The organism is Asticcacaulis sp. W401b (assembly GCF_046503825.1).
Classification (GTDB): domain Bacteria; phylum Pseudomonadota; class Alphaproteobacteria; order Caulobacterales; family Caulobacteraceae; genus Asticcacaulis.
This window is the reverse complement of record NZ_JBKFEE010000035.1, coordinates 1-6,036: the sequence shown is the minus strand read 5'-3', so window position 1 is coordinate 6,036 and position 6,036 is coordinate 1. Positions and strand designations below refer to the sequence as shown.

4 protein-coding genes are annotated in these 6,036 nt (G+C 50.5%); 1 reads left to right on the top strand and 3 read right to left on the bottom strand.

Annotation, left to right across the window (positions count from 1 at the left end):
• The 3 genes from tnpB to ACK8OE_RS20570 all read right to left on the bottom strand — a co-directional run.
• A partial coding sequence (gene tnpB, locus ACK8OE_RS20580; protein WP_410274187.1) for an IS66 family insertion sequence element accessory protein TnpB occupies positions 1-189 on the bottom strand: 189 nt, incomplete at its 3' end.
• A complete protein-coding gene (locus tag ACK8OE_RS20575; RefSeq protein WP_410274186.1) occupies positions 186-482 on the bottom strand; it encodes a transposase in 297 nt (98 codons plus the stop codon). The genes ACK8OE_RS20575 and tnpB, both read right to left, overlap by 4 nt.
• A 658-nt stretch (positions 483-1,140) precedes the next feature.
• Positions 1,141-5,358 (bottom strand): RHS repeat domain-containing protein, encoded by a 4,218-nt coding sequence (locus ACK8OE_RS20570; protein ID WP_410274185.1) that lies wholly within the window; start codon positions 5,356-5,358, stop codon positions 1,141-1,143.
• Positions 5,359-5,481: 123 nt separating this feature from the next.
• On the opposite strand from ACK8OE_RS20570, the gene ACK8OE_RS20565 reads away from it, so the two are divergent.
• Positions 5,482-5,997: an Ig-like domain-containing protein gene (locus tag ACK8OE_RS20565; RefSeq protein ID WP_410274184.1), complete on the top strand. Its 516-nt coding sequence runs from the start codon at positions 5,482-5,484 to the stop codon at positions 5,995-5,997.
• Positions 5,998-6,036: the final 39 nt, after the last annotated feature.

Here is a 6,036-nt window from a genome sequence, read left to right as displayed (position 1 = left end):
AGCGCGCGGACTTTCTGCGGTACACGCCGTATGCTTACGCCGGTCGGCCCGCTTAGACCGGAACACATAGACCGTCCCGTTGAACGGATCGTGACCTGCATCACGAACCAGACCCAGAAGACCATCCATACCTTTTCGGAAGTCGATAGGCTGGGCTGACAGCAACACCTTGACGCCAGCCGGGATCATGCCGCGCGTACCGCTCGGATCACTCGGGCCAGCGCCCGCTCATCAACCGACCCCGTACATCGCACGACCACGCCGTTGATCTCAATCTCGATTAAACCCCTCTCTTCAGCTCGCCGCGCTGACACATCGCCAACCGTCTCAACCAGCCCATGATCACGGCAGTACCGCCGCCAGCCAAACAACTGCGACGGAGAGATGCCGATCTCCCGGGCCAGGGCCGACGCGTTCACACCAGGCATCATCGAACGCGCCGCCATCTCCGCCTTGAAGTCCTCAGGCCAGTCGCGGCGCACCCGCTCGACCCTCCCGCTTGTCACAAGCTCCACAAACTGACTATTTCTAGTCGCATGCATAGGCGTAGCCATAGAAGTTCATACCCCGTGCCTCAAAACACAGCATATTCGAACTTTTCAGGCCGCCAGAAAACACGGGGTGGGGCTTACGCTTACTCGAAGGCTCATAGCGCCGACATCGCAAAAAAAGCAAATGTTCGTTAATTGTTCTTCAACTTGGCCATTTTCGCAACGACGGGGTCATTGGGCCAAACAGGGAAGACCTATTTTTCGAGGGGCCCTTTATTGACGTTTATTATCTAAATTAATATTCTTCAGTACAAGTAATGCCCATACTACAGCCGTCGATAAAGCGTAAACGACAACTGCTAACATCCTGTCATTAATGCCGCCAAAATCAAAATATACATAAAATACAGATATGACAGATAAAAAAACAAAACAATAAAGAACACCAACCTCAAACAAGCTTGATTTCTGCTTATATAGCTCATATAAAAATTTGCTTCTCATAACAATAGGAGCTCCAAGGATAGAGCAAAAAAAGAACAAGGAATTTATACTTCTAATAGAATCGAAAAAGCCAAATTTCGCAACGGCGAAATTGAAAATTATCGAACAAGAAAACGCAATGATATAGATAGCGAGGAATATAATATTATTTACCATCAGGAATACATGTCCTCTGATAGGGTTCCACTAGCGCAAATATACCACCCGTGACGGCACTAGCTGACTTCAGCGGACCACTACCTAGTCCAGACGCCGCGCCCAGCGAGTCTTCCATCACTTTTTGCACCCCTGACATCGGCAACCCGACCTTGTCAGTGCCTCGCACAAATTTTATTGAGTCAGAAACAAATCCTTCGATTGTAGAGCTTAAAGAGAATACCGCGGCCGCTCTTCCTGTAACAGGCGCGGCTACCGGTACAGCCCCTGTCAAACCAGCCGAGGCGGCAGCAACTTTTGCATCAAATTTGCTGAAGCTAGAAAAATCGTCTGCGGCCAAGTCAACTAAACCACAAGGCACTTTTTTCCCGTTAACAATTCTTGATGCCAGATACTCTTTTCCGACTACATGGGAGCTTTTTGATATTAATTCGTTGTAGTATTTGCCAAAACTACACGACCAAACTACGTTTCTTATTTTAACAATAACTATTACTTCGACGCCATCATCGCCAATGAATTTTTCAGTTCTACTGGTGTAATAGGTATCGGAACTACAATTCGTTCCGGTAGGGTCCCTGAAGTTAATAGGGTCATTCCCGACATAGGCATACATATTCATCCCGTCGCCATACTCGATGGGATCGGACTGCATAAACCGACCTATAATCGGATTGTATATCCGGCTTTTATAATAGTACATACCAATTTCAGGCAACCACGCTTGGCCAGTATAGCTGAAGCGGCCAGCGTAACTGGCATTGCTGTCAATTTTAAGCCCGTACTCGTCATAGGTCGATACATTCAGTACAGATCCAGAGTCGCTGGTTGTAGCAACGATCGAGCCCAAATAATCAGAATGGAGGAAACGGCGATCGTTATTGCTAGTACCTTCGTACCATACCAAAGGTTCATCTACGCCACCGCCGTGGACGTAACGGCGAAGCAAATTATTGCTACCATCATATTCCGCGATTACAGAGGTGCCGTCATACAAAAACTTTGTAGTGCCCACTCCGGCCTTTGAAATGCTGTGTAACCGATTCTCCGCGTCATAGGTCAGACTTGTCGTAACACCCGACTGCGTCGCTGCCGTTAGTAGGTTGAAGGCGTTGTAGGTGAAACTTCCGCTTCCATCTCCGATTAGATTGCCGCGGCCATCGTAGCTCAGCGTCGAACCATCAATCTGCGATATCTGATTCAAACCATTAACAGAATAAGCAATTGTTGGATTGCTGGCTGAGGGTTGGTACGCAGAATTTGTGTTGGTTTTGGACAGGATTTGGTTCGCTGGCGAGAATGAATAGGTCTGTGCGTTCCCCGGCATCGTTATTGACGTAAGGCGACGAGCGCTATCATAGCCCAACCAGGTATTCTGCCCATTAGGACGATAGGTCACCCAAGGCTGCCCAACATTGGTTTGGGCGAAAGCGAGGATGTGGTTGCTTCCGCCCTCCCATATACCATTTAACTCATCTCCGTCCGAGTAGGCGTAAGTAACGGAAAAAGCATTTCCAGGCCACCACATCCGTGTCCGCTTACCATGTGCGTCATATTCGTACGACACCGTGCCCAACGGCTGAGTATCGGTCAGTAACCACCCAAGGGAGTTATAGTTATATGTCGATATCTGACCATTATTGCTGTGCGACGTGACGAGATTAAAATTGTTGTAACTGAAACTGGCTGACACGGCACCAGACTGCGCAGTCACCCGGCCAATGGCATCGTAGCTGAAATAAATATTATTGCCGTCGCGCAGCGAGATGTAGTTGATGCGAGACCCACCGAAAAACGTCCGTGCGCAGTCTGTGGTTGAACTGATGCTCCCGTTTGCCGCCGTCGGATAGCACGTCTTGATCAGGCGATTGAAGTTATCATAGCTGTACGACGTCTTATTGCCCTTCCCATCAGATACAGACGAGAGTAAGCCATTGGTCGAATTGTAGATCGCGGCAGCGTCAGTTCTGACGCGATCCGTTCCCCACGCACTCTTTGTGTTGAGAACCGCACCAGCATCGTCATAGGTGTATTTAAGGATCCGGTCATTACCGGCGGAGCCTGCGGTCCCTAATGTACACGCATTTCCCGGCAGACTGCTAAAGGCCGATGGGTTCAAACGCTGTGCCACGCAATCCGCACGGAGACGGCTGTCGTAGGAAATCTGCGTCACCTCATCCAAGGTGCCGTTGTTATATCCTCTGGCAACGATAGGTAAGCCCGTTCCGCTCTGAAACTCGACTGTGTCGGCGCGCACGACCGACATGGAGGTCAGATTTCCCCAGCTTGTGCCCGTCACAGTGCCCGCTTCCGTTTTCCAGGCGCGACCGTCGGTGTCGAAATAGGTGCGGTGCGCCAATCTTGGTCGGGATCCACTATTATCAGGATCAAGTCCTATCACACCTATATTGCGGCCCATGGCATCATAAAAGAAATAGGTGGTGTCAACGGAGCCTGATTTAGGTCCATCGACGCTGGTAACGTTACCGTAGCCATCATAGCTGATCGCTGTGGTTTGGGGCAACGAGCCATCACCGCGGCTGACTGTGATGGCCGTAGCGAAAACATTCTCCCCACCATAGCTGATCGTCTTTTTGAGTTCGTCCGTCGTACCCGTGCAGGTCGCATTCGTCATGCAGCTTGACACACCAGTCAAACGCCATACCTGCGGTTGGGCGACAGGCGAGCCGGAAGCGTTTTTGATGTAAGGGGTGAATTGCAAATAGCTGTACCGTGTTTGCGGCGATACACCGCTTATCGCGGGTAGCGTCACAGACTCCACACCCCCGTGAGTTGCCGAATAGGTGTAGGTTGTTGTCACCCCTGCCGCATCGGTTATCGTCAAAGGTTTGTTACAGGCAATGTTGCCGTAACAGCTCGATGCATAGGTTGCCGTTACAACAAGCGGTGTGCCACCGCCTTTCGGCACTTTCGTCACAGAAATGACGTTGCCACGTCCGCCGACCAAATCGTCATAGCCATATTGCGTATAACCTCCCGTAAGCGAGGAACCGCTGTAGGTCGCATCAGGATCGACGAGCTTATCCACACGACCTTTATAGTCGTCGCGATAACTGACCTTGCGACCAAGCTCGTCTTGAATCGACTTAATGAACCCGATGCCATCATAATATTCGACGACCCGGGTCTTGCCCGCCGGATCAGTCCGCGTAGTTGTCTGAACGTCATAGACCTTGCTGTAATTATAGGTCCAAGTCGACGATCCAATAGTGACGCTCGATACCCAGCCGTTGGAATTATATCCAATCGTCTTCGTTTGCCCGGATGGCATGACGATCGAGGTGATCAATGGGACCGAATTATAGGTGGCATACGCCCCGGATGCGTCGGTTACGACGACATTGGTCGTGCCGGAAATCGTCATGGTCCGTTGTGTAGAAAGCGTGCCGCATGAATCCAGTTCCGTATTAACGTCGCAAAAATCGACAGAACTGTTGTAGACGGCGACCTTGACGGGCTTGAAATTGGCCGGATTATCGTCGGCAACCTTATATTTTACAGCCCAGCCAAGTGAGCTTGAAACGGTCTTCACAGATCTGACGACATAGTTTTCTGTCGGATGCTGGTATCCGCGATAGGTAAGCGTCAAGACCTCGCCGTCTGGCTGGGTTATGGACTTCAGTAGGCCATGGTTGGCAACATTTCCTCGCTGAGTATTTGAGTCAGCAAATAGTTCATTTCGGTTGAAAACGGCAACCGTGCCATCCGTCAGTTTATAGGTACAACTGCTGCTGTCGCAGACGAGTTCGTTGCCACTGCCGTTCGCAGGCACCCAGGCGCCGCTCGACAAGTCGAAGACTTCTGAACCTTGGCCAAGAGCAACTGTCAAACGCGTACCAGATTCAGACACGTTGATCGAACCGCTGAAATTATCGGTATAGGGGACACTAAATCCGGCACCATTACGAACTATGCCAGTTCCCCCGCCGCCGATGCCAATTGAATTTTCGGAAACAAGCAGTCTGCCAGAGACCAGATCAACGCCATGCTCGTCGACTGAAGATACTGATGGCGGCGCAAGCACTTTGCCGACGCCTTCCCCGTTTACTGCCAACCCATCCGAGGCCGTTATATAGTTGTCTTGTGCTTTCGCCTCGGTTGCTATGAGAATCGGTATAACGCTGACGCCGGAAATGAGTGCGAGAAGTACCGGAACCGCACGACGGCTGAAACCTATTTTTGACATAGCCCCCCCAAGCATCCTAGCGGCGAATTAGCCGCACCCACACGCAAGCTATGGGTGAAAACGGGCCTTGTCAACGTCACAAAACCCGGATACCGTGAATCTTGGATGGTGGTGGGGGACGCAATGAGCCGATTTTCAAATGTTGTTTTACTATCTATGGCGACACTGTTCAGCGCGTCAGCTCAAGCACAAACCACAGCCTACAGTTATGATGAATTAGGGCGCGTCGTCACTGTTACGCATCCTAGTAGCGTGGTGAATACCTATAGCTACGACCGAGCCGATAACCGCGTAAAGGTGAATAACAGACCTCCGGTTTGTACGCCGAACGGCTTTGATACCACACCATATACAAGCTACTACGTGGACGCTTCAATGGTCTGCACGGACCCCGATGGAGATCCTTTGATTTTCACAGTCGCCAGTGGAGGTCCGCTGATCCTCACTTCAGGAATAAACGGCGTCCAGGGTAACTACGGCATAACGTTTAATGGATTGCAAACGTGGACTTACTATAGCAATACAATAACATTTACCGTTACAGATGGCTTTGGCGGCTTTGTGTCTAGCGAATTCTACATGTATGGCGAGCAAAGCGGCTGTTACTACTTTAATGGGGGCTGGGAATGTCGCGAATAACGTGCAATTTAACGGGCCACGCGCCTCCAGATGATCTCT